This window comes from Microcystis sp. Msp_OC_L_20101000_S702, assembly GCF_007095705.1.
Taxonomy (GTDB): Bacteria; Cyanobacteriota; Cyanobacteriia; order Cyanobacteriales; family Microcystaceae; genus Microcystis; species Microcystis ichthyoblabe_A.
In genome coordinates this window covers 1-20,882 of record NZ_SFBO01000228.1, presented here as the reverse complement: position 1 = coordinate 20,882, position 20,882 = coordinate 1, and the positions used below count along the sequence as shown (strand labels likewise).

Genomic DNA, 20,882 nt, shown 5'->3' with positions numbered 1-20,882 from the left:
TACTGCTATAATTACGGCTGAGATTATTGATTATCCTATGAAGTACGCTCTGGTTCACGAGTGGTTAACCCCAAAAGCGACGGGGGGATCGGAATTAGTGGTTAGGGAGATTTTACAATGTCTAGAGGCGGATTTATACGCTTTGATCGATTTTGAGTCCACTAATCCCGATAGTTATCTCTATGGTCGCTCGATCGGGACAACTTTTCTGCAAAATTTCCCGAAAGCGAGAAATGGCGTACAAAAATACTTACCTTTTCTTCCCTTGGCGATCGAGCAGTTAAATTTAGAGGATTATGATGTGATTTTATCCTCCTCCCATTGTGTGGCTAAAGGGGTTTTAATACGACCGGATCAGGTTCACATTTGTTATTGTCACACTCCGATGCGTTATGCTTGGGATTTAACTTTTGACTATCTGGCTAATAGTAAGTTAGGACAGGGATTACCCGGTATTTTCACCCGTTATCTTTTGCATGGTTTGCGTCAGTGGGATGTGATTTCTGCTAATCGTGTGGACTATTTTCTGGCTAATTCCCACCACACCGCTAGACGAATTTGGCGCTGTTATCGACGGGAGGCAAAAGTTATTTATCCTCCCGTACAAATTGAGCGTTTTCCCTACCAAGAGAAAAAAGAAGATTTTTATTTAGTAGTCTCTCGTTTGGTTAGTTATAAAAAAGTCCCTTTAATTGTGGAAGCGTTTAATCAATTGGGATTACCCCTAGTGGTTATTGGAGATGGTCCCCAGATGGCTTTAATTCGACAGTTAGCCAGGGATAATATTCAGATTTTAGGTGCGGTTTCTGATCGAATGGTAGCAGAATATATGTCGAGAGCAAAAGCGTTTATTTATGCTGCTTGTGAAGATTTTGGTATTGCTTTAGTGGAAGCGCAAGCTTGTGGTACTCCCGTGATTGCATTTGCTGCTGGAGGTGCTTTAGAAACCGTGCGGGATCTGCGGGAAAATCCTCCCCAGGGAACAGGATTACTTTTTGGGGAACAAAATCCCCAATCTTTGGTAGAAGCGGTTAAATATTTTGTGGATCAGGGTGATAGAATTGCTCCAGAAAGTTGTCGGCAACAGGCTAATAAATTCACTCCTGAAATCTTTCAAAGTAACTATAGTTTATTTGTCGAGGAAAATTCAATGTATAAAAGTTATTGCTAAGTTTAATTAGATCAGTTATCTTAATGGTGAGCTAGGAGGTTTTCGTTTTAGGGAGTCAGTCATCGGTGGTCGATAACCAATTAGGTTATACTTTATTTTGATGAGAAACGTTATATTTTACCAATGGTGAAGATGCAGCCAATGCACCCTAAAATGTAATACTATGGATATTTCTCGAAAGTAGAGATGTACCTTTGCGTTAGACAATCAACTGTTTTTAGAAAACAAAGGTGGATTTTAATATTGCCCTAACCCAACAAAATTAATTTGGTTCTTCGGCAGGTAGTATGCTAAGGACTCTTTGCTTATCCTGAAAACCTTACGCGTCAAGTCCAGTATTTGTGATTGCATAACAAGTGCCGAAGAACCATTAATCTTTGGCAGTGTTATTAACCTTTTTTGCCCATTATCTTCTGAGAAAGCTTGCGTAATCCAGTCTTAAAAGGTAGACGAAAATAATCCCTTTCTTTGGTATAGATATGGTAATTAGTCAAAAGTCTGTCTGATAAAATATCCAGTCCTAAATCTAGGTAACGGCTATTTTTAAACAGAACGTTATTAGCATAGAAACAAACAAATTTAAACTCAGGAATCAAAGATTGAATTGTTCTGAGATTAATCTGATTCTCGTACAACTCTCGATCATCATATTCCGTATAAAAATATCTGGTTTTAGCTAAAGTTTCTAAACCACCTCTAATTAACTGTTCTTCGGCTCCCTGCACATCTGCCCAAATAAAATCAACTTCTGTGATATTATTTTCTTCTGCCCAAGTATCCAAGCGCATAGTTTTAACGGTGGTAGAACTATTAAAAGGGACTTGAGGATAAACTTTCAAATGTTCCTGCGGTTTTTTCAGAGAAGAAGAAGCAGCGTGTTTGAGTTTATCACCTACTTGCACACCACTTTGATAAAATACCGCCTCACCATCTTGATCGGATAGAGCCAATTCGTACAATTGAGAGCGAGGATCGTTGACTAGATTTCTGTGTTGTGCAATTATGCGCGGATCGGGTTCAAAACTATAAATTTTGATTCTGGGAAATTCCTTGAGAAATCCAAGAGTGTCAGTACCCTTGTGGGCACCTACTTCTAAGATAATCGGATTATCTTTTTTCAGCAATTGTTTGATTAGCTTTTTATCCATAAACGGCAGTTATTCAAAAGGATTGTCAAGACTTTAACCTAAAGTTTCCTTGAAGTCAAGTATTTGGGGAAAAAATTTTTAAGCAAACTTAAGAATTATAGTAGCGAGGACTGGATGTTTTTTGTAGAATAAATATAAGTTGTGATGACAGAAAAGCGAGGATTATAGCCGTGCCTTGGAATCGAGTTAATCAATGGGTAGAGAGACGCTCTTTAGTGGCCCTAGAATCAGCTTATCAGAGAGCGCTAAAAATTAAAGCGATCGAAGATAAACATTTTGGGGGACAAAAAATTTCCCCAGCTGCCGTGGGAGGAAAAAGTGTTTATGATTACTTTCAAAGTACCCTAGAGCGAGAATTATTACAGATACGTTTCGATTTAACTCAAGTGCGTCTGGGTAATTTTCTTAACCCGCAAACTAACCCAGAAAATAATAACATCCTAGAGACTTTAAAGGCGATCGAGGATATTATCGGTAAATATCGCCTAGATTTAGGGGAATTGCTGCCCCCATTACCGAATAATCAAACCCCAAATCTGCCTAATACCAATCTCACCAGTGATAAACCCAGGGATAAAGATAACCAGATAATTTCTCCTGCAACCAGTAATAAATTTTTTAACTTCCAGCAAGAATTAACCCCCGAATACGAACAAACTGTCATCAAACAACTCCGTACCCTGCGACAACAGCAGCGCATCGCTATCCGTTTTATCCTGATTATTATTTTAGTTCCTCTCTCGGTGCAGGTTATTAGTAGAAACTTTATTTTTAGCCCTGTCTTAAACTATTTTGGTGTGGATAGAGCGAAAATATCAGAAGTTTATATTTCTCAGGAAATTGGTGAAAAATATCTCAGGGAATTTGCTAGACTTCAAGAAATACAAGAAATCAAGCACGTTTTAGGAGTAGCAAAAGCAGGGCAAGAATCAGAAGAAACCTTTCGGGAACAGGTGCAAGAATTATTCAGAGAAGCGGGTTATGAAAGTCAAGATGGTTGGAAAAACTTGCTCTCCGATATTACTGGAGTAATAGCCTTTATTGCCATCTTAATTTTTGGTCGTCAACAATTGGCGATTACGCAAGCCTATGTTAGTCGTTATTTTCTCAGCTTAAATGATATCACCAAAGCCTTTATCTTTATCCTCTTTACCGATATATTTGTCGGGTTTCACTCGGCGGAGGGTTGGACGGTAATCCTAGAAACTTTGTTCCGGCACTTTGGTTGGCGCGAGAATATTACATTCATTAGCTTGTTTGTGGCCACTGTTCCCGTTATCCTAGATACCATCTTTAAACTATTAATATTTAATTATCTGACTCGTAAATCTCCCACTGCCGCAACTATCCTAGAAAAGATGAACCAGTAACGCCCTATGATCCTCAGTATTGCCGATACTTTCATTAAAAGACCCGTTCTGACCACAGTTTGCTCGATTTTAATCGTTTTGATCGGGGCGATCGCTATTCCCTTTTTACCCCTAGAAAAACTGCCCCAGTTGGCATTTATTCAGGTAGCGGTGAATGCCAACTATTTGGGAACCGATGCCAAAACCGTACAGGATAACGTTACCACGGTACTCGATCGCCAGATTAACGGGACAGAACAGATTGTTTATATGCAGTCCCAGAGTACCAACACCGGACAAAGTACGGTGAATGTCTTTTTCCCGGTGGAAATGGATCGTAACATTGCCCAAGTCTTGGTACAAAACCGTGTCAGTACCGCCGCCGCTAGTTTACCGGAAGAAGTGAACCGGCAGGGGGTGACAACCAATACCCAATCCCCCAGCGTTACCCTTGCCTACGGGATTTCCGCCAAACCGGACGAAAAGGGCAATTATCCCTACGATACAGTCTTTTTAAGTAACTTTGTTGACCGAGTCATCGATGCCGAGATTCGCCGGATCGAGGGAGTTGGTAGTACAACCATCATCGGGGAAAGGGAATACGCCCTGCGTTTTTGGCTTAATCCCGATGCTTTAGCCGCTAGGGGTGTATCGGCGGAGCAAGTAGTACAGGCGATCCGAGAACAGAATATTCAGGTGGGTGCGGGGACAATTGGCGGTGATCCCAGTCCCGAAGAGCAGCAATTCCAGATCGCAATTCGCGCCGTTGGTAGGGTTGCCACCGGGGAGGAAGCAGAAAATATCGTCGTCAAAGTCGGGGAAAATGGCGATTTAATCCGTATTAAAGACGTAGGCCGCGCAGAAATCGGAGCCGAAAGCTACAGTACCGCCGCCTATTTCGACAAATCCCCCGCCGTCGTCTATATCGTCTATCAGTTGCCCGGTTCCAACGCTTGGAATACCGCCAAACTGGTGAAAGAAAAAATGGCGGAACTAGAACCGAGTTTTCCCCCGGGGTTAAATATCGCCATTACCCTCGATAATACCGCCTTTGTCGCCGCTTCCCTGGAAGAAGCCGTTGGCACTCTGGTGGAGGCGATTTTACTGGTTATTCTAGTCATTTTTATCTTCCTTCAGGATTGGCGCACCACGATCATTCCAGCGATCGCTATTCCCGTATCTTTGATCGGAACCATGGCCGTCGCCCTGGCTTTAGGCTATTCTCTCAATAACCTCTCCTTGTTTGCCGTCATTCTAGCCACTGGGTTAGTGGTGGACGACGGCATCGTGGTTGTAGAGGCGGTATCGGAAAAATTACGACAGGGAATGCGGCCATTTCAAGCTTCCCTCGATGCCATGGGTGAGTTAACCTCGGCGGTAATTGCCAGTTCTCTTGTACTATTTGCGGTTTTTATTCCCGTCACCTTCTTCCCCGGTACGGTGGGGATCGTTTATCGACAATTTGCCGTCATCATCTCCGCTTCAATTCTGATATCCACCTTTAACGCCCTCAGTTTTTCCCCCACCATGTCGGCGATTATCATGAAACCGCCCCAAGGCACCCGCGGACCCTTGGGACTGTTTTTCGAGGGCTTTAATCGGGGTTTCAACGCAGTTAAAGAAGGTTATCGACGCTCGATCGAATTTCTGATCCGAGTTCGGTTTCTGGTCTTACCCTTCTTTATCGCCGCCCTCTTTCTCACAGCTTGGAGTTACAATACCACTCCCCAGGGTTTTATCCCCGAAGAAGACCAAGGTTATGCCTTCGTTTTGGTGCAAGCCCCCCCCGGGGTTTCCCTGCGCTACACCGACCAGATTATCCGTCAGATTAACGAAGAAATTCTCGACGGTATCGAAGAAATCGAACACTTTGTCGGTATGGCGGGCTTTAGTTTTGCCGGAAGTGGCAGCAACCAAGGGCTATTTTTTGTCAAGTTAAAAGAATGGTCGGAACGGACTGGGGAAGATAAGTCAGTTTTCGGCATTCTCAGGAAAATTAACCAACAATTAGCTACTAAAGTCCGAGATGCTCGCGCTTTCGCCGTTAATGCGCCCCCCGTGGATGGATTAAGTTCTACTGGCGGTTTCGAGTTATTTATCCAAAACCGCGCTTCTTTCCCCATGGACGCTTTGATTGACAACGCTAATAAAGTCATGGCCGAGGCCCGAACAAGACCGGAATTATCGGGAATTTTCACCCAATTTACCACCGACACGCCGATGCTGGAACTTTCCATCAATCGCAACCAGCTACAGGCCCAAAACGTCGATATGCAGGCCGTGTTCGGGACCCTGCAAACCTATCTCGGTTCCAACTTCGTTAACCAATTCGTCTTAGGCGATCGCTTGTATCGAGTCTTTGCCCAAGCAGAAGCGGATTATCGTTCTAATCCCGAAGATATTAACCGTCTTTACGTCCGTTCCCGTACCGGGGCCAATATTCCCCTATCCGGTTTAATTAGCGTCAAACGCTTCACCTATCCACCGATTATCACTAACTTTAACCTCTATCCCTCAATTAACGTTCAGGGTAGTCCCGCCCCCGGTTTTAGTACGGGACAGGCGATCGCAGTGATGGAAGATGTTTGTCGGAAAGTCCTGCAGCCCGGTTTCGGTTACGCTTGGACGGGTACGGCTTTCCAAGAAAAAACTTCCGCCGGGGCTGCCCCAGTTATCTTCGGATTAGCCTTTATCGTGGTTTTCCTCGTACTCGCAGCCCAGTACGAAAGCTATATCGACCCGATTATCATCATGATTACCGTTCCCCTAGCGATTCTAGGTGCCATGGGGGCCTTACTGTTGCGGGCGAATTTCCTACAAGTGGGTAGTCTGTTCCCGGCGGTGAATAATAATATCTATGCTCAGGTGGCTTTGGTCATGTTGATCGGTTTAGCGGCTAAAAATGCCATCTTGATCGTGGAATTCGCTAACCAGTCCCGTACTTTGGGTTTAAGTATTCCCGATGCGGCAGCCCGGGCCTCGACGGAACGCTTAAGACCAATTCTGATGACGGCTATTTCCGGTTTAGTCGGTTTCTTGCCCTTGGTTATCGCTTCCGGCGCCGGAGCGATGAGTCGTTGGTCACTGGGAACTGCAATCCTAGGCGGTTATCTGATTTCCACGGTGTTGAGTTTATTTCTTGTCCCGGTTTTGTATGTGCTGATCAAACAGTTCGAGGCCCGATTCCTCTCCTCGAAACCCCCGAAAAGTGGCGGTTCTGGCGGCAAAAAAACCCCTTCTCTCGATGGGGAAAGGAATACATCAGAAACCCCGATAGAAGAAGGGGCCATTTCCTCTTTGAAAATCTCTCCTCAGTCTGGGAATGACTAGGGTGTTAGGAGACTTTTTCAGTGATAACTGATAACTGATAACTGATAACTGAAAATAATGAGTCTAGAATCCACTGCTAACGAAGCGATCGCTCACAATTTAGAGCAATTCCTGCTAGTTTTGACCATTTCCTTGAGTGTCGCCACTTTATCGAGAACCGTTGCCTTCCTCCGCAAAATTCCCTACACCCTGCTGTTAGTTATTGTCGGTATGGGTTTAGCTTTTTTAGATTTGCGTCTAGTTAATCTTTCCCCGGAATTAATTCTGGAAATTTTTCTGCCTCCCCTGTTATTTGAAGCCGCTTGGAATATTCCTTGGGCTAAATTAAAGGAATATTGGGTTACTATCGTCCTTTTTGCCGTTATCGGGGTGATTATCTCCGTTTTGGGAGTCGCCTATCCCCTACATATCTTTGCTAATTTACCCCTATCGATCGCTTTTCTCTTGGGTGCTGCCCTAGCTGCCACCGATCCCGTCTCTGTAATTGCCCTATTTAAAGAATTGGGGGCCAGTAAAAAACTGACGATCCTGATGGAAGGGGAAAGTCTCTTTAATGATGGGGTCGCTGTGGTCGCTTTCGTCCTCTTGGTGGGGATTCCCTTGGGAGTCGATACCTTTTCCGTCCCCGTGACGATCGCTCGTTTCTGCACCTTTGTGGGGATTGGCATCGGTGTGGGTTGCGTGATCGGTTTCGGCATTTCCTACCTTACCCAACGCTTTGATCTGCCTTTTGTGGAACAGTCTCTGACTCTAGTTTCTGCCTATGGAACCTATCTCGTCACGGAAAAATTAGGCGGATCTGGTGTGATTGGGGTGGTGATTGTCGGGATTATTCTCGGTAATCTCGGTTCGCGCATTGGTATGAGTCCCCGCACGCGCCTGGTAGTTAGCGAATTTTGGGAATTTATCGCCTTTTTTGTCAATTCCATCATCTTTTTACTGATCGGCGATCAAACCCGTTTTGAGAGTCTCGGCAGTCACTTAAGCGGGATTTTAATAGCGATCGCCGCTATGGTGGTTTCCCGTTTGCTGTCCATTTTTGGACTAGGGGGAATTAGTAACCTAATTACGGGTAATAGGATCAGTTTCAAGGAAAGAACGGTGTTATGGTGGGGAGGATTGCGCGGTTCGGTTTCGATCGCCCTAGCGTTAAGTGTTCCCACGTCTATCCCCTACCGTCAAGAAATTATTGACGTGGTTTTTGGGGTGGTTTTATTTACTTTATTGGTGCAAGGATTATCTATACAATGGCTGTTAAATGCCCTCAATCTTATTGGTGATCAACCGATTCGCACCGAATATTCGGCCCTAATTGCTCGTCAAATTGCTTTAACTAGGGTGTCTAATTATCTGCAACAACCAGAACGTTTTCCCGATATCGATCCCGAATTTTATCGCGACAAAAAAACTCTGGTGGAAGGACAATTAAAGTCCTTGCGGGATCAGTTGCAAAAATTACTACAGGAACATCCACAATTAAAAGATGTGGTGGCCGAACAATTTCAAGATACTTTACTCGATATAGAAGCTAATACCTACGCAGAATTAATTCGAGCCGGTCGTTTAAATGAAAATCTCGTTCCCCTTTTAGTGGAGGTAGAAGAAGAAAAAGAGATGGTTTAATGATCAAGTCATGGAAAATCAAAGAATTTTTGCTAAAAATTGCTGAGTTCGATCGGATTGGGGATGATTAAAAAATTCTGCTGGGGGGGCAATTTCCAAAATTAAACCCTGATCCATAAATACCACTCGATCGGCCACTTCTCGCGCGAATCCTACCTCGTGGGTGACACAAACCATGGTCATCCCGGATTTGGCTAAACTTTGCATCGTTTCCAAGACTTCTCGCACCATTTCCGGATCTAAAGCTGAGGTGGGTTCATCGAATAACATCACCTTCGGCTGCATAGCTAAAGCGCGAACGATTGCCACCCGCTGCTGTTGTCCTCCCGATAACTGAGGGGGATATTTAAGTGCTTGTTCGAGAATACCAACTTTTTCGAGGAGTTTTCTCGCTATTTCCTCCGCTTTGGCTTTTTTCCAACCGCGCACCCACATTGGTCCGAGGGTGACATTATCTAATACCGTCAGATGGGGAAAAAGGTTAAATTGTTGAAAAACCATGCCAACTTCCTGACGGATTACCTCGATATTTTTCAGGTTGTGGGACACAGTTATTCCGTCAATAATAATGCGACCTTTTTGATAGGATTCCAAACCGTTAAAAGTGCGAATAAAGGTGGATTTTCCTGAACCGGACGGCCCCATAATCACGACAACTTCCTGTTTATTAACGGTGAGATTCACTCCCCGTAAAGCATGAAAGCGGTTATCATACCATTTTTCCACCGCTTCGGCAATTATAATCGGTTCACTGTTGTGAGATTCCATATTTTTGAGAGTTTATTGATTATCTGTATCAGGAAACCACTGTTTCTCAAGAATTTGTCTCAGAGAGTAGGGACAAATTATCGGTAAATTTTTTAATCCTGTCTTTTTTTCGGCAATTAAGCGAGCGTTTTCATAGATATTTTCTAACTCTAGTTCTAGTTCTAGAAATTTACTTAAATTGGTGGTGAGCTTATATTCTAATTGTACTCGAAAAGTGATAATCTCTGCCGCCCAATGATTACTATTTCTTTCTCTTTCTGTTGTCCAAAATTGATAGAGTAGCAGCTGGATTATTATCGATAAAATTAAACTTTTAACAGCAGTTTTTTCGCTTCGTCTCAAAGCTGCCAACTCCTCGATCAAATGTTCGTAATCTAACTGATCTAACTGACGATTTTTTAATAACTCGATCGTCTCGCTTAACCAGCGATCATACTCCCGTTCATAAAGTTGTTCTAAAGCAAGCATTGTCTTTGATCAAATGGGGACATTATTAAAAATAACCCATTCCTAGAAATGATAGCACAAAATATCCGGATGGCACGGGATTAGTGTAAATATTTTTTATTTAGTTTTAAACGCAGATATTTCCGCATAATTAACTGATTTTATCGAATTTATTTATATTTACACCGAATAACCACCTGAATTGATTGAGGCAATAATCCTGACTTTACCCGAAGAAGTTGATTAAATTAAAACTTCAATACATTTGAGTAGATGACTTAGCTTTTTGTCACCCTTTTCAGCTAAACTAAGTTTATGACTAAAAGCCTAGAAAATATTACCATTCATCAGTTTAGAGGACTGCGAGAGCTTGAGCTAAAGAATCTCGGACAGATTAACCTGCTTGTGGGAATTAATAATTCGGGAAAAACCAGCGTTCTCGAAGCGTTATCTATTTACTGTCATCCCTTAGATCTAAAAGTTTGGCTAAATACTGCTAGACAAAGAGAACAAGAGTACAGAGTTTCTCGGACTCCTTATCTAGATTCCCTACAGTGGTTATTTACCCACGATGCAATGATTGAGCAAGAAAAACTTAATCACGGGGTTATATCAATCACAGGAAATGGCTCCTTTAAAGTTCAGAAAATCGAGGCAATTTATGAAGAACTCGAAGGAATTATTTTAATTGACAGTCCCGAAGACAAGCTTCATATTAATCAGATAATTAGCGAAGAAAATGAAGATTTAATCGATAATAATGAAGATTTATGGGAAACAAGAAAAGGTATTAACTTATCGATAACAGTATTTCTTGCTGAAGAACAATTAAGTTTAATTAATTATCCCCAAAATCCCCTGAAAGAAAACTATCAACTTTGGGAAAATAGCGCTCTCTCTAGACTATCGGGAAAAAAAGAACCTAGCTTACTAACTTCTCTGGTTAGTCCCGCTTCTCATCGTTCTGATATTGGTCAATTTCGATTACTTTCAGAAGTGAGATTTGCCAATTTCAAAACAGATGTTATCGATTTACTGCGTCAAATGGACAGTAATATTTCTGATTTAGAAATTCTATTACCTCCTCATTCTTTATCTTCCAGATTTAACATTTATATTCAACACGAAAAATTGGGACTTGTACCCGTTAGTACCTTTGGTGACGGGGTGCGTCGCTTACTTCATATTGCCTTCAAACTTGCCAGTGTTAAAGGTGGAATTTTATTCATTGATGAATTAGAATCAGCTATTCATACAGAGGCACTGCAAAGTTCTTTTAATTGGTTAGTTAAATGGTGTCAAAAAATGAATGTACAACTGTTTGCTACTACCCACAGTCTAGAAGCTGTTGATGCTCTGTTAGAAGTCACTGAACGAGAATCAGATTTGGTGCTTTATCGTCTCGAACCAAAGGAAAATTATACTAGAGTAGTTAGACATGATTGGACTCGATTAAAAAGTTTACGAGAAGACTTAGGACAGGAGGTTCGTTGGTGAGTCGAGAACATATATCGATTGGAGTGGAAGGTAATCATGATCAAGCTTTTCTGGTGAAAGTTATGTGTAAACTTCTGGGGTTTTCTAAATGTGAAGAACTCTCAAATCTAGAACCAATTTGGAAAAAATTTATTCCGAAATATCCTCCTCCTAAAACTGGAAAACTTTACATCAGACTCGATATGCCATCTATTCTTTATACTGAGACTTTATCCGTGGCAATTTATGCCGGGGGTGGCAGTGAATTAATTAAAAATTTAACCAATAAACTTGCCGATATGGATTATAACAATGAATTATCAGCTTTTGCCGTTATTGCCGATGCGGATAAAGATAACCCGGCAGAAGTTGCTCGCAAATATCATCAGGGTTTTCGGGAATATTTTACCGACTTTCCCAGGGTAGTAGCTGCCACGGGAACTATTCAAGAAAATAGACCAAGAGTCGGATTATATATACTGCCTAATAATGTTGATCAAGGTGTCTTAGATACCCTACTTTGTGATTGTGGAAAAATCGCCTATCCTGAATATATGAACAGAGCAAAAGCATATATTCAACAATTTTCCGAGGAAGAAATTAGTCAAATTGGCTGTAAACCTTTTGATAAAGAAAAAGCCACTATTGCCGCAGTTGCTAGTATTCTCAAACCGGGAAAAACCAACACCGCAACTATTTCTGATGATCGGTGGATTAGCGAGCAAACTTTAATGCAAATACCATCACTAGAAAATCTCTTAACTTTTCTAAAACAACTCCTCAAAATGGAGTCAATATAATTATATTGATCTGCTGAAAACTTGGAGAGTTACCAACTAGGAAGTTACGGTTAACAAGTGGTCATGAAAAGGAGACAGGATATCCGAGCATTATAATAAAAGTTTTCTCTCAAGTTAAGTTCAAAAAATTCTAGCTGGGAGTTATCGAAGTGTGATTAAGCTTGACACAGTCAAATTAAGGTGTTACCATATTGAGCATGATTTATGCAGATGTTAAAATTTTTGTTTTGCGGTAGTCTATGAATTTAACAAATTTACCAATGTCTCTTGATGAGGTGCCTTTACCTAGTTCTTTGCCGCCAGTTATTTTAACAGTTTTTACTCGTCCCGATCTACTCAAGGAAGTTTTAAAGGGTTTAACCCAACAGACTCTATCTCCTCCTCAGATCATTGCCTATGTGGATGGAGCAAGAAGTGAACTTGATCTACCCCTGATCGATCAAACAATTGCTTTACTGCAAGAGTTCTCTAGTAAAATTCCAGTAGATATAAGGTTAAGATCACAAAATTTGGGCTGTGATCAAAATGTCATTTTGGCCTTTACAGAAATACTGTCCACTTATGAATCTATTGTTTACTTGGAAGATGATGACTTTCCCAATCCATATTTTTATGATAGTATGTGCCGTCTGCTAGAGGCATACCGTGAACATAAAAAAATCTTTTCGATTAGCGGATATGCAACCTTTCCAGAGCAAGCATATCCTCTGCTCGAAGAGGATTTTGCTCTCTCTCGTAGAGTTTTTTCTTGGGGATTCGGTATCTGGGCCGATCGCTGGAATGATATCGCTCTCATCAATCAGCCTAAACAATATAATCCTTTTGGAAAACTCTATAATATACCCGCCACCGTGCAAACAAAAATGACTATAATAAACCAGTTCTGGCTAGAGAGAAATGGTCAAACTGACTGGGTTATTACTCTTACTCTTGCATCTTTGTATCAAGATCGGGTTCATCTTATTCCTAAAACTTCTTTGATCTATAATATTGGTTTCGGACACCCAGAATCTAAAAGCTTTAAAGATAAAGAACCATCATGGGTAAACTCTGCCTATAGTTCCTCATTCTGCCCCAATAGCTTACCTAGCACTCTTGAGTTAATTGACCTTTTAAAAAATGAGATTAGTGGGATAGAATTAGCGCATTACCTGTATCGCAAGGGTGTTTATATTGATTTAGAAGCACTATTTTACTACCTAAAAAAATATCGTGATCTTCAAAGTCGCCTAGAATTTTTGAAGCTATTTATGGCTCACTCCCCCTTTAGTTTCAAAAAAACTCGCCGTCGCCTGGGTTTATAGTTTAGTAGATACTCAATAAAAAATATGAATAGCTCTAGAAAATTTCTGATTTGTCAAGGTTCCTCTGACATATTGAAAAAGTAAAAGCGAAAATTAGAGGTGTTGCCAAATAGTTTGTATGAGCAATTAACCAGAACTAACCTTAATGATGTCTATGTCATGGCAAACCTGGGGAGTTACCAACTAATGCTTAATTCTCTCAATATAACTTTTACCTGTTGCATAAGTGCCTCTCCTCTATAAGTAGCCTATACTCAACGGATTTAGTATTAATTGTGTCAAAGCTTAGAAAAAAAGCGAACTTCTCCAGGGAGAAATTCGCCTTAATTTCCAGAAATTCTGAACTTAGCCAAAAATTAATTAGGCACGAGCTTCGAGACGACCGTAGAAAATGCCGCGAATTTTCACTTCTTCAGCATCTTTTGCGCCTAAATCGGTGTCGGAAGGCTGTTCACTTTCAAAAACACCAGCAAACTCGCCAGTAGAAGCGTCAACTTTAGTCACCTGTAAAGACATAGTACCTTTACCCAGTTCCGTCGCTTTGACGTTAGCACGCTGGAAATCTTGACTATCAGCACTAGCGGGTAAAGCGACAGCATTATCATAACCCGTCACCACACCCCGACCTTTGGGATCTAAGAAACCAGCGCCACGATAGGAGGGAACTTTAAAGTCGCCTTCAAAATCCGTGGAACTGTTGATAGAGCTAAATCCAGCTTCGGTTTTGCCGGTGAAACCTTTAATGGTAAAGAAGAGGGGAACTCTTTCACCTCCGGGTAATTGTACGGTAATGGGTTGGAAATCGATACCGTCCTCTTCCTTGAGGGTTAAAACACCGTCTTCGCCTACGGTTAAGGTCGCTGTCATCTGTTCTAAACTGGTGGTATCTCTGGTTAAGAGTTTACCCTGGATAAAAGTGGCTGCTTCCCGCTTATTAATGGGTTCACCCTTGACAAAATATTCTTGGGGTTCCAAGCACAAATCTGTCACTACATAACTTTCGCCGCTTTCTAAGGGGAGAGTCCCCCGGGTAAACTCGGAAATCTGCGGACATTTGTTAGCTAATCCAGTGTTTAAAATTTCATCATAGGTTAGCTCGTTTCTATTCAGGACGGCACTAGGCGCGTCGCTACAAGCTGTCAACACCCCTAAGCACAAGGCTAAAAAGGCAACTAACAATGCACGAAATCTCATCTATGTCAACCTCTCTTTGTCAATCTTTACAATTACTACCCTTGATCCATAGCCTGATGAATTATCGAATCGGTTGCGCCAATTCACCGAAACTCAGTTTATCAAAGATCAGTGACCATTGAGAAGATGGGAGACAGGGAGAGGAGAGACAATAGGCAATAGGCAATAGGCAATAGGCAATAGGCAATAGGCAATAGGCAATAGGCAATAGGCAATAGGCAATAGGCAGCTTTGTTCTCCCCACTTCCCCACACCCTACACCCCACACCCCACACCCCACTTCCCCACACCCTCTTTCAAGTCAGGAGGCTCTAAGTAACTGATAGCTGATGACTGATATGATTGGTGTGACTGTTTTCAGATGCAGAAATTCCGATGAATAGCCGATTACCTGGAGATAATAGCCAATTAGATAGCCAACTACATTCCCTTGTAACGACAGTGACAGCGATCGCCGAAGAACAGCAGGGAGATTGTAACGGTTTGTTAAGGTTGCTGCGAACTTTAGAAAATTTACATCGGCAAATTCGCGAGCAGATGTTCGAGCCATCTTTACCCAATACGCGTAAGGATTTATACGGATTACTCCGGGATATCGAGGAAACCGGGGGATGGCCCTATATAGAACGGATGAAGTTACAAATGTTAATGGAAAAATTATTAATCAGTGAAGCCGGTGCGCTCGATCCGGCGGCAAAAACCGATGATCGAGAAAAATGAGTGTCCAGAGAGTACGGAGCGGGTTACAGTATTGAAAAAATGGATATTTAGGGGTAAATCATGACCACCGTGAACCCGATTAAATTTGGAACCGATGGCTGGCGCGGGATTATCGCCGCCGATTTTACTTTCGATCGAGTTGCTCTGCTCGCTCCCTTGGCGGCTCAGGTTTTAGCCGATAATTATGGTCAGATCACGGGTTCGCGGACGATAATCGTCGGCTATGATCGGCGGTTTATGGCGGAGGATTTTGCTCAAACTGCGGCGGAATCGCTGCAAAAAGCAGGTTTTGATGTGCTTCTCTCCCAATCCTATGCTCCCACTCCCGCTTTTAGTTGGGCAGCTCGCTCAGAAAATGCTCTCGGTGCGATCGTATTAACCGCCAGTCATAACCCGGCTAAATATCTCGGTTTGAAGGTTAAAGGTTATTTTGGTGGTTCTGTCTCGCCGGAAATTACCCAACAAATTGAAGCTTTATTGTCTAATCCGCCACAATTTAAGGCCAATGCAGGTAAATTAAGCACTTTTGAACCCTGGTCAGGTTATTGTCAGGGTTTACGCCAAAAAGTTAATATTGCCGCTATTGCCGAGGCGATCGAATCGGGACAACTAAAAGTTTATTCCGATGTCATGCACGGTGCGGCGGCTACCGGTTTAGAGCGTCTTTTGGGGGTGGGGATCACGGAATTACGCGGCAATCGCGATCCTTTGTTCGGTGGCGGCTCTCCGGAACCTTTACCGAGAAATTTGACGGAAATCATCGATAAACTGGCTCACAGCGCAAATTTAGCCCCTTTGCGAGTAGGTTTGGTCTTCGATGGGGATAGCGATCGAGTGGCGGCGATCGATGGTCAGGGGAATTTTTTAAGCACCCAAAATCTCATCCCGATTTTAATCGAGCATTTAGCCGGCAAAAAGGGAATGAGAGGGGAAATTGTCAAAACGGTGAGCGGTTCCGATTTAATCCCCAAATTAGCCAGTTTATACGGTTTATCGGTCTTTGAAACCCCGATCGGTTATAAGTATATCGCCGATCGAATGTTGACCACTCCTGTGTTAATTGGTGGGGAAGAGTCGGGAGGTGTCGGTTATGGTACTCACATTCCCGAACGGGATGCTTTATTATCAGCTTTATACGTTTTGGAAGCGGTGGTAGAATCGGGCCAAGATTTAAGCGATCTTTACGCGCAATTACAGGATAAAACTGGTTTTTATTCTCAGTATGATCGCATTGATTTACCCCTAGCTAATATGGAAGCTCGCGATCAGTTAATTACTGCTTTGGATCAGGAACCCTTAAGGGAAATTGCTGGTAAACAAGTGACTGATTGTAATCCTATAGACGGTTATAAATTCCGTTTAGAAGATGGCAGTTGGTTGTTAATTCGCTTTAGTGGTACAGAACCGGTTTTGCGTCTCTACTGTGAATCTTCAACCCTCGATCGAGTTCATGAAATTCTCGCCTGGGCAAAATCTTGGGCTACTTATATCTAAACAATAGAAAAAGGGTTTTTTGAAGAAACCCGTTTTCTATTCTATTATTTTTTAACGCATTCAATAATGCAAATATCCTCTTGAGTCGGAATAATTCGATTTAATTTTAATCCCGCTTGACTCAACAATTCCTCAAATTCTTCTGCGGTTCTTTCCTTACCTCCCGGACACATAACTAACATATTTAAGTCTAACATTTTAGCAGCCGAAGGATTATTACCCGAAGGAACAACCATTTCCAAGACTAAAACTTTCCCATCGCTATCTAAAGCTTGACAACAGTTTTTCAAAATAGCAATCGCTCGTCGATCATCCCAATCATGAATAATATGTTTTAGTAAATAGCCATCTCCTCCCGACGGTACGGATTCAAAAAAACTACCCCCAACGGTTTGACAACGATGGAGAATGCCGTGTTTTTCTAAAGTCGGTTGACAATGGGAAATTACATATTCTTCATCAAAAAGAATCCCTTTGAGGTGGGGATATTGCTCTAAGATTGTCCCCAACATCTCACCGTATCCCCCACCTACATCTACTAGGGTTTGAAATTCTGAGAAATCATACACAGCTAAAATAGCCTTCTCCTCCGAAAAAGAAAAACTATTCATCGACTGTTCAAAAATCTCGGCATCTAGCGGATGAGTTTGAAAATATTCAAAGACTCCCATCCCAAAGACATCATCAAAGGATGGTTGTCCCGTTTTAATACTATGTAACACATTTCCCCAGGCTTGATAATGGGGGGCTTCTCCTAACATAATTGCTGTCGCTTTTACTGACCGGGGATGGTCACTAGATAAATGTTCGGCTAAGGGAGTTAGTATAAACTGTTGAGATTCAGTTTCTTGAAAAATTCCTACACTAGCTAATGCTCGCATCAGTCGATATAAAGCAGCAGGATTAGTCTCAGTTAGGGAGGCCAAATCTTGACAAGATTTCGCTCCTTTGCTTAAATGCTCGGCTAGACTTAATTTAGCCGCAGCATAGATGGCCTGAGATAGCCAGTAACCCGAAACCATTTGGGTTAATTGAAGATGAAGAGGGAGTTCAGGTAAGGACATAAGCAACTTTTGTGGGAATACAATTAAACATTACTATATAGAATAAGCTGCCCGCGCATTTAAATTGCCTGTTGAGATGAGGCACTTTTGCAAGGGTCAACAGGAAAGGGATTGGGGGAGATTCAGCTAATGTCTAAGCGCAAGTAGAGAGATAAACACAAAATTTCAATCCAAAATTTAAAGCGGGTTTCCATTCAATTAATTTCTAAGCGCGAGTAGAGAGGTTAATTCATGAATTAACCCTACAAATGTTTCCATTCAATTAATTTCTAAGCGCGAGTAGAGAGCTACCATCACCAGACGTTGGCCGGTTTACTCCGTCCGTTGTCAGGCATTCCGCTCAAATCTTTTTTATCCTTCCATTTTCCGCCCCAATTCATTTGCTCGTCTCGTCCCTTATTATCGCATTGTCAACAAGCGTGAGCCACACAACGTTATAAGCTGTACTGAATTTAAACTGCCTATTGGAAATTTTAGGACAAATGCTCAAACTGCCTCTCCCCGCTCCTCTGCAATCTTAACGAATAATTTAGATAGTCAACAGCTTACCTGTCCTTGTGTGGCTTGCGTCGTCTCACGCAGGATTGGGGTGGCGAGGATAGATCTGCTCGGCGCGGTTGAACAATATCCAGCTGGTCAGAATGTACTTGTCTTGCGACTCCGGCACATTGCCGCGATGGGTGTGGGTAAAACCGGCGGGAGCGATCACCATCGTCCCAGAGGTTGGCTTGAGCTTCCGTTCTTGGTACAAGAACTCCGTCTCACCACCGCGCTCTACATCGTTCAGATAGAACATAAACAAAAGGACGCGATGGAGCGTCTCAGCAGCTGGGTCACAAGGATAGATTTCCGAATGCCAGTAGTAGTAACCACCGAGACTCTTCCCGTATTTCTGAACGTTGATCGCTCCCGGTCGAAACATTCTGAATAGGTACTCGGCGAGTTCCGGGTCTGATGCCGCCCCAACATCCGCAGCTGTTAAGGGTCTGAGCAGTCCGGTAGCCGGATCTTGCAAGCTTAATGCAAACGCACTGGTGATCAGGTATGGATACTTGCGAATGTACAACATCAGGTGACGCAGTGTGCTGTCGAGTATCTGACTGTGCAAATCGCTCCACTCGGAGAGGCCTGTGATGGTGATGTCGGTGCTGTTCTTCTTGGATTTGTCGACTCCATGACCGATCCGTCCATCTGACTTGCGATCGCTGGCTTCGAAACGATGCCTGATCTCTTCGCACAATTGGGGGGGTAAAGCATTTTCGTACATCTCGATAAAGTCAGTTGTCATTCCAGTTTTCCCACCCCAAAGCCCTAGATACCTACGCACGCAGTCACGGCTCCCATCTGGTTGATTATTATAACAGGTTTGCGTTGCATCAAGACCTTTGCCCGTATCCGGAGGCAGATGCACGCTGAGGCAAAGGTTTCAGTTTCCATTCAATTAATTTCTAAGCGCGAGTAGAGAGTGAGAACTATTACAGCAATAAAAATTACCCTTTTTTATAGTTTCCATTCAATTAATTTCTAAGCGCGAGTAGAGAGATTTCTACCAGTGTAAGTATGCTTTGCGATATACAAAGAGTTTCCATTCAATTAATTTCTAAGCGCGAGTAGAGAGCAGCGTAAAACAAAGATGGGGTGGATTGACCTATCAACGTTTCCATTCAATTAATTTCTAAGCGCGAGTAGAGAGCATCACGGGCATCAGCACATCCAACAGGATAATGTCGGGTGACCAGCGCTGCGCCAGCGTAATGGCCTCGGCGCCCGAAGCGGCGCCCAGAACCTCAAAATACTCATCCTGTAACCGGGCTTCGAGCAGCTTGCGGTTGGGTAGGCTGTCATCCACCACCAGAACCCGCGCCGTCATGCGAGCCCGCTTCCCCGCATGAAGGTGGCAGGCGCGCCCAACGACGCCATGTCCATTGGCCAAAATGGAAATGGCGATAGGGCACCGGCACGCCGGTAGCGGATCGGGGCTGCATTTCTTCCCATGCGCGACATATGTCCCGAAATAATGCGAAAGGATAGAGTGCCCAATAGGCGGTTTGGTCCCATTCAGCTGCTGGCGATGACCGCTTCCCGCCCGTCCTGATGGCGAAGATGGGCGATCAATCGGGCATTCGGGCTTTCGCGGAGCTTCACCGCCTCGGCCAGGCCGCGCGCGGCGATGGCCTGGCGCAGCGCATCCATATCCGGGTGCTGGGCTTCAAGGCCGGTCAGGCGCCAACCGGAATCGGGAATTTGCGCTGCGGCGCGCGCGCCATCCCATTGGATCAGCGGCGGGATCAGATTGCCCATATCCTGGCGCTGCGGCGGAAAGGCCATGCGCCAGGAAAGCGCCCCGCGACGCATGGCGCGCACCTCCCCAGCATGAGAGGCGCCAAGCCGCGCCACCACCGCTTCAATCGCTGGCGTTGCCGCGACATAGGCAATCAATTGCGGCTCCGCTTCCAGCGCCAATTTCAGCGCGGGATCATCCAGATCAAAGGGCCGGGGATAGGCCGGGGTGGCCTGGGCCGGGTCGGGGGCGATGATTTCAATATACTGATCCGGGCCAAGGCCCAGCAGCATGTTATGCGTACCAACGCCCGGATGCGCCCCACCGGGGATAGGCCGCAGGCCCAAATGGCGTTCCAGCCAAGCTGCGCCCGCTTCCAGCGTTGCAGCCCCAATTACAAGATGATCAATCTCAGCCATATTATCCCCCAAGCCTGCCCCTGTTTCTGGCGCGGCTGATGTTTTCTGCCGCATTGTGTCTCGGCCTTGTAGTGCTGCCCATTGAGGCCTGTCACGTATTGACCAGGATCAAGAAAGCAGACCGCTTTGCCTTCGCGTTTCCATTCAATTAATTTCTCTAGCGAGTAGAGAAAAACCGGCTCTTCGTTACCCTTTATGCTAAATCAACAGACAAGATGCCAAGACAACATACTTCTAACCCAAAAATTCCGAAAGTTTCTAAAGCCATAGCCTCTCCGTTTTATTAGTTTAAGT

17 protein-coding genes are annotated in these 20,882 nt (G+C 43.6%); 9 read left to right on the top strand and 8 right to left on the bottom strand.

The annotated features are described in order from the left end of the window. Window positions 1-37: 37 nt before the first annotated feature. Entirely contained in the window at window positions 38-1,171 is a 1,134-nt protein-coding gene (locus tag EWV60_RS22660) for a glycosyltransferase (RefSeq protein ID WP_002742000.1), read from the top strand. Between the two features lie 389 nt (window positions 1,172-1,560). Here the strand turns inward: EWV60_RS22660 and EWV60_RS22655 are convergent, their stop codons facing one another. Further along, on the bottom strand, window positions 1,561-2,319 hold the full coding sequence (locus EWV60_RS22655; protein WP_002791070.1) for an FkbM family methyltransferase: 759 nt from the start codon (window positions 2,317-2,319) through the stop codon (window positions 1,561-1,563). Window positions 2,320-2,489: 170 nt separating this feature from the next. On the opposite strand from EWV60_RS22655, the gene EWV60_RS22650 reads away from it, so the two are divergent. The 3 genes from EWV60_RS22650 to EWV60_RS22640 are packed head-to-tail and all read left to right on the top strand — an operon-like array spanning window position 2,490 to window position 8,621. Continuing rightward, window positions 2,490-3,689, top strand: a complete 1,200-nt coding sequence (locus EWV60_RS22650) for a proton extrusion protein PcxA (RefSeq protein ID WP_016515231.1) — start codon at window positions 2,490-2,492, stop codon at window positions 3,687-3,689. Window positions 3,690-3,695: 6 nt separating this feature from the next. Then, window positions 3,696-6,998 (top strand): efflux RND transporter permease subunit, encoded by a 3,303-nt coding sequence (locus EWV60_RS22645; RefSeq protein ID WP_287234978.1) that lies wholly within the window; start codon window positions 3,696-3,698, stop codon window positions 6,996-6,998. 57 nt (window positions 6,999-7,055) lie between these two features. Beyond that, complete coding sequence (locus EWV60_RS22640; RefSeq protein WP_287234976.1) at window positions 7,056-8,621, top strand: cation:proton antiporter; 1,566 nt, start codon at window positions 7,056-7,058, stop codon at window positions 8,619-8,621. An 18-nt stretch (window positions 8,622-8,639) separates the two neighbouring features. Here EWV60_RS22640 and EWV60_RS22635 read toward each other — a convergent pair whose 3' ends face one another. Next, a complete protein-coding gene (locus tag EWV60_RS22635) occupies window positions 8,640-9,389 on the bottom strand; it encodes an amino acid ABC transporter ATP-binding protein (RefSeq protein WP_002751401.1) in 750 nt (249 codons plus the stop codon). A gap of 12 nt (window positions 9,390-9,401) precedes the next feature. Next, the gene (locus tag EWV60_RS22630) at window positions 9,402-9,857 is read right to left on the bottom strand and encodes a DUF29 domain-containing protein (RefSeq protein WP_287234975.1); all 456 of its coding nucleotides are present in this window, start codon (window positions 9,855-9,857) and stop codon (window positions 9,402-9,404) included. Between the two features lie 294 nt (window positions 9,858-10,151). On the opposite strand from EWV60_RS22630, the gene EWV60_RS22625 reads away from it, so the two are divergent. The 3 genes from EWV60_RS22625 (at window position 10,152) to EWV60_RS22615 (ending at window position 13,416) form a co-directional block, all read left to right on the top strand. Continuing rightward, window positions 10,152-11,333 carry an AAA family ATPase gene (locus EWV60_RS22625; protein ID WP_287234973.1) on the top strand — a complete coding sequence of 394 codons (1,182 nt, stop codon included), beginning with the start codon at window positions 10,152-10,154 and terminating at the stop codon, window positions 11,331-11,333. Next, a complete protein-coding gene (locus EWV60_RS22620) occupies window positions 11,330-12,112 on the top strand; it encodes a DUF3226 domain-containing protein (RefSeq protein WP_287234970.1) in 783 nt (260 codons plus the stop codon). The genes EWV60_RS22625 and EWV60_RS22620 overlap by 4 nt, the downstream gene beginning before the upstream one ends. 239 nt (window positions 12,113-12,351) lie before the next feature. After that, window positions 12,352-13,416: a glycosyltransferase family protein gene (locus tag EWV60_RS22615; RefSeq protein ID WP_002791061.1), complete on the top strand. Its 1,065-nt coding sequence runs from the start codon at window positions 12,352-12,354 to the stop codon at window positions 13,414-13,416. A 360-nt stretch (window positions 13,417-13,776) separates the two neighbouring features. Here EWV60_RS22615 and EWV60_RS22610 read toward each other — a convergent pair whose 3' ends face one another. After that, window positions 13,777-14,610 carry a photosystem II manganese-stabilizing polypeptide gene (locus EWV60_RS22610; RefSeq protein ID WP_002773425.1) on the bottom strand — a complete coding sequence of 278 codons (834 nt, stop codon included), beginning with the start codon at window positions 14,608-14,610 and terminating at the stop codon, window positions 13,777-13,779. Between the two features lie 375 nt (window positions 14,611-14,985). On the opposite strand from EWV60_RS22610, the gene EWV60_RS22605 reads away from it, so the two are divergent. Continuing rightward, window positions 14,986-15,330 (top strand): hypothetical protein, encoded by a 345-nt coding sequence (locus EWV60_RS22605; protein WP_002773423.1) that lies wholly within the window; start codon window positions 14,986-14,988, stop codon window positions 15,328-15,330. Window positions 15,331-15,390: 60 nt separating this feature from the next. After that, window positions 15,391-16,824 carry a phosphoglucomutase/phosphomannomutase family protein gene (locus tag EWV60_RS22600; RefSeq protein ID WP_287234961.1) on the top strand — a complete coding sequence of 478 codons (1,434 nt, stop codon included), beginning with the start codon at window positions 15,391-15,393 and terminating at the stop codon, window positions 16,822-16,824. A 44-nt stretch (window positions 16,825-16,868) separates the two neighbouring features. On the opposite strand, the gene EWV60_RS22595 is transcribed toward EWV60_RS22600, so the two are convergent. From EWV60_RS22595 to EWV60_RS22585, 4 genes are all read right to left on the bottom strand, one after another. Continuing rightward, window positions 16,869-17,888, bottom strand: a complete 1,020-nt coding sequence (locus EWV60_RS22595; RefSeq protein ID WP_287234959.1) for a methyltransferase — start codon at window positions 17,886-17,888, stop codon at window positions 16,869-16,871. A 574-nt stretch (window positions 17,889-18,462) separates the two neighbouring features. After that, window positions 18,463-19,176, bottom strand: coding sequence for a 2OG-Fe(II) oxygenase (locus EWV60_RS22590; protein ID WP_190380628.1), 714 nt, complete (start codon window positions 19,174-19,176; stop codon window positions 18,463-18,465). Between the two features lie 387 nt (window positions 19,177-19,563). Further along, on the bottom strand, window positions 19,564-19,758 hold the full coding sequence (locus EWV60_RS23340; protein WP_502705842.1) for a response regulator: 195 nt from the start codon (window positions 19,756-19,758) through the stop codon (window positions 19,564-19,566). A 188-nt stretch (window positions 19,759-19,946) separates the two neighbouring features. Continuing rightward, complete coding sequence (locus tag EWV60_RS22585) at window positions 19,947-20,588, bottom strand: VOC family protein (protein ID WP_287234956.1); 642 nt, start codon at window positions 20,586-20,588, stop codon at window positions 19,947-19,949. Window positions 20,589-20,882 lie beyond the last annotated feature (294 nt).

Bases quoted from the DNA above. Each gene is read 5' to 3' on its own strand.
- EWV60_RS22660 (WP_002742000.1), top strand. From the start codon at position 38: ATGAAGTACGCTCTGGTTCACGAGTGGTTAACCCCAAAAGCGACGGGG.
- EWV60_RS22655 (WP_002791070.1), bottom strand. From the start codon at position 2,319: ATGGATAAAAAGCTAATCAAACAATTGCTGAAAAAAGATAATCCGATT.
- EWV60_RS22645 (WP_287234978.1), top strand. From the start codon at position 3,696: ATGATCCTCAGTATTGCCGATACTTTCATTAAAAGACCCGTTCTGACC.
- EWV60_RS22640 (WP_287234976.1), top strand. From the start codon at position 7,056: ATGAGTCTAGAATCCACTGCTAACGAAGCGATCGCTCACAATTTAGAG.
- EWV60_RS22635 (WP_002751401.1), bottom strand. From the start codon at position 9,389: ATGGAATCTCACAACAGTGAACCGATTATAATTGCCGAAGCGGTGGAA.
- EWV60_RS22630 (WP_287234975.1), bottom strand. From the start codon at position 9,857: ATGCTTGCTTTAGAACAACTTTATGAACGGGAGTATGATCGCTGGTTA.
- EWV60_RS22625 (WP_287234973.1), top strand. From the start codon at position 10,152: ATGACTAAAAGCCTAGAAAATATTACCATTCATCAGTTTAGAGGACTG.
- EWV60_RS22615 (WP_002791061.1), top strand. From the start codon at position 12,352: ATGAATTTAACAAATTTACCAATGTCTCTTGATGAGGTGCCTTTACCT.
- EWV60_RS22610 (WP_002773425.1), bottom strand. From the start codon at position 14,610: ATGAGATTTCGTGCATTGTTAGTTGCCTTTTTAGCCTTGTGCTTAGGG.
- EWV60_RS22605 (WP_002773423.1), top strand. From the start codon at position 14,986: ATGAATAGCCGATTACCTGGAGATAATAGCCAATTAGATAGCCAACTA.
- EWV60_RS22600 (WP_287234961.1), top strand. From the start codon at position 15,391: ATGACCACCGTGAACCCGATTAAATTTGGAACCGATGGCTGGCGCGGG.
- EWV60_RS22595 (WP_287234959.1), bottom strand. From the start codon at position 17,888: ATGTCCTTACCTGAACTCCCTCTTCATCTTCAATTAACCCAAATGGTT.
- EWV60_RS22590 (WP_190380628.1), bottom strand. From the start codon at position 19,176: ATGACAACTGACTTTATCGAGATGTACGAAAATGCTTTACCCCCCCAA.
- EWV60_RS23340 (WP_502705842.1), bottom strand. From the start codon at position 19,758: ATGACGGCGCGGGTTCTGGTGGTGGATGACAGCCTACCCAACCGCAAG.
- EWV60_RS22585 (WP_287234956.1), bottom strand. From the start codon at position 20,588: ATGGCTGAGATTGATCATCTTGTAATTGGGGCTGCAACGCTGGAAGCG.